The following is a 3313-nucleotide window of genomic DNA, read 5'->3' as shown; positions in this document are numbered from 1 at the left end:
CTACTACATCTATTCCTGTTTCTAATATATTAGCTAAAACTATATCTCCGATATTAATCGGTGGCGTAACCTCTATCTTTTTTAATTCTTCCATACAATTAAATATTAGGCCTTTAGGTATTTCTCCTTTAGTTTTAACTGGAAGTACTGAAATTTCACCATTATTTACTTTAACTGTTGTTGTTATTACTCTAACTGGATTTGTTACTTCAGTTAATCCATAGTCTATTCCTCTTTTACACCCATTTCCACTTACCTTATTTTCTTCTATACTGACTTTTAAATGACATCCAATAGGGCAGCATATACAAATTAATTCTTTTTCCATTTTGCTCCCTCCTTAATTAACTTTTTCTAAAGATATTACAATATCTTCTTTTAAGTCCTTTAATAATTCTTTCTTTATTATTACTCTTTCCATTTCAGCTGGAGCTAGATGCTTCTTCTTTAATTTTTCAACTATACGATCTCCAGATATAACCTTTATGATCATATCCTTGTAAGCATTATTAACTCTCATAAATATAGTTAACTTATCATCTATATCCTTAGTAGATATTCTCTGTGGCACTGTGTAATTAATTCCACTACCATTTTTAATATTTATATAGTCTTTCTTTTCTAAGGTATTATTTAAATATTTTGCTACTGCTTTCCCAGCATGTTTAGCTTCTTCTGTTACAAAATCTACTAGGTCATGAACATGAACTACATTACCACAAGCAAATATTCCTTCAACATTAGTTTCCATACTTTCAGTTACTATTAATCCACTAGTTCTGTTATCTAATACTACTCCTGCTTTTTTAGATAGTTCATTTTCAGGTATTAATCCCACAGACAATAGTAAAGTATCACATTCAAATTCTATTTCTGATCCTTTAATAGGCTTTTTATTTTCATCAACCTTTGAAATAACTACCTTTTCTAATCTTTTGCTCCCTATTATGTCTGTTATAGTATGAGAAAGATATAGAGGAATATTATAGTCCTCAAGGCATTGTACTATATTTCTATTTAATCCATTCGAATATGGCATAAGTTCCACTACAGCCTTTACCTTTGCTCCTTCTAAGGTCATTCTTCTAGCCATAATTAATCCAATATCTCCTGATCCAAGTATAACTACTTCTTTTCCAGGCATATAACCTTCTATATTTACATACCTTTGAGCTGCCCCTGCTGTAAATATACCTGATGGCCTATCCCCTGGTATTCCTATTGCCCCCCTTGTTCTCTCTCTACATCCCATAGCAAGTACTATAGCCCTTGCTTCTAATATCATATAGCCTTCACTATCATTAATAGCATGAATCTTCTTATCTTCCATGCTTATTACCATAGTATTAAGTTTTATTTCAATATTTGTATTTCTTACTAAGTTAATAAATCTATCTGCATATTCTGGCCCTGTTAATTCCTCCTTGAAAGTGTGTAGTCCAAAACCATTATGAATACATTGATTTAATATTCCTCCAAGTTCTGTATCTCTTTCTATTATTAATATACTATTTACCCCATTTAAACTGGCTTCATACGCAGCTGCAAGACCTGCTGGTCCTCCACCTATTACTATTAAGTCATACATTCATACCCCTCCTATCTTGATTCCTTAGTTAAAATATAAGAACCATCTTTCTCTTGAACTACATCTTCTAAAGGTATATTTAGCTCCCTTGCTATTATTTCCTGCACTCTTGGCCCACAAAATCCACCTTGACATCTTCCCATTCCAGGTCTACATCTTCTCTTAACCCCATCTAATGTGATAGTTCCAAAAGCTCTTTTAATTGAATCTATTATTTCACCTTCAGTAATTTCTTCACATCTACAAATTATTCTGCCATAATTCTTATCTTCATTAATGATTTCACTTCTTTCTTCTATAGGTAATTCCATAAATCTAATTTGTTTCCTATATGGATTAAAGTTCTCTTTTTTCTTTAAATCAATCCCTGATTTTTTTAAAATATCTACTACTTTTAAGGCAATAGCAGGTGCTGCAGATAGCGCTGGTGACTTCATTCCAGCTACATCAATAAAACCCTTAACCTCACTATTTTCTTCTATAATAAAATCATTAGTATTTGATTCTGCTCTAAGTCCTGCAAAATTTCTAATTGAATTTCTAAAATTAATTTTATTAGTAGTTTTATTTGCCCTATCTCTAATAAAATTTAATGCATCAGCTGTAGTCTTAACTGAGTCCTTATCTTCTATTTCTTCAGCATTAGGTCCAACTATTAAATTTCCATGTACAGTTGGGGTCACTAATACTCCCTTTCCAAGTTTCGATGGGCATTGAAATATAGTATGACTAAAATTCTTTCCTTCTTCCTTATCTAAAACATAGTACTCCCCTCTTATTGGAGTAATCTTAAAGCTTTCTTTACAAACCATATTATGAATTTTATCTGAATAAACTCCTGCTGCATTAATTATATATTTACTTTTTATCTCTTCATTATTAGATAGCTTTATAGTAAAAACATCATCCTTTTCTATTCTAACTGCTTCAGCACTTACTTTTATTTCACCGCCATTTTCTATTGAATTTTCAACTAGGGCAATGGTGTATTCAAAAGGACCAACTATCCCTCCTGTCTTAGCATAAAGAGCACCTAAAACATCACTAGTTATATTAGGTTCAAGCTCTAATATTTTTTCTTTACTTATTAATTCAAGGTTTCTCACATTGTTTTTTACTCCATTTTCATAAAGCTCTTTAATTAAATTAAGTTCCTCTTCATCAAAAGCTAAAACTAATGATCCATTTCTTATAAAAGGCACATCTAATTCCTTGCATAATTCTTCAAACATCTCATTTCCCTTAACATTAAGATCTGCCATTAACGTTCCATTTTTAGGATCATATCCTGCATGAATAATAGCTGAATTAGCCTTAGTAGTTCCCATTGCCACATCATTTTCTTTTTCTAAGGCTATAACTTTTAAATCATATTTACTTAATTCCCTAAGTATAGATGCACCTATTATTCCTGCACCTATTATTGCAACATCATACATATAAACACCCCTTTTTTTCAGTTAACAATTAGCAGTTAACAATTAATAATTTTATTAAGGACTTTTTTACTTATTCCATATCCTTTTTAGGTATTATTCTTATTATTAGTTATCTTCAATAAAATTAAATTTATAAAAAATTTGAAGATATTGATCTAATAATTTTCTAAATGCAAAAAAAGCACAAAAATAAGACGTATCTTATTTTTATGCTTTCTCTAAATCTCTTAGCACATTAAATAATTATAGTATAATTCTACCATAATTTATATATTAAGTATATAGC

At 30.2% G+C, this 3313-nt stretch carries 3 protein-coding genes; all 3 read right to left on the bottom strand.

What is annotated here, in order from left to right:
- A partial coding sequence (locus tag E6248_RS14680) for a DUF1667 domain-containing protein (RefSeq protein ID WP_316341527.1) occupies positions 1-328 on the bottom strand: 328 nt, incomplete at its 3' end.
- 12 nt (positions 329-340) lie between these two features.
- On the bottom strand, positions 341-1588 hold the full coding sequence (locus tag E6248_RS14675) for an FAD-dependent oxidoreductase (protein WP_316341526.1): 1248 nt from the start codon (positions 1586-1588) through the stop codon (positions 341-343).
- A gap of 11 nt (positions 1589-1599) precedes the next feature.
- Complete coding sequence (locus tag E6248_RS14670; RefSeq protein WP_316341525.1) at positions 1600-3027, bottom strand: NAD(P)/FAD-dependent oxidoreductase; 1428 nt, start codon at positions 3025-3027, stop codon at positions 1600-1602.
- Positions 3028-3313: the final 286 nt, after the last annotated feature.

This window comes from Clostridium sp., assembly GCF_032552055.1.
GTDB lineage: Bacteria > Bacillota > Clostridia > Clostridiales > Clostridiaceae > Clostridium.
This window is presented reverse-complemented; position numbering and strand designations above follow the sequence as displayed.

What these genes read in the sequence shown, in the direction of transcription:
- E6248_RS14675 (WP_316341526.1), bottom strand. Translation starts at nt 1,588, where the DNA reads ATGTATGACTTAATAGTAATAGGTGGAGGACCAGCAGGTCTTGCAGCT.
- E6248_RS14670 (WP_316341525.1), bottom strand. Translation starts at nt 3,027, where the DNA reads ATGTATGATGTTGCAATAATAGGTGCAGGAATAATAGGTGCATCTATA.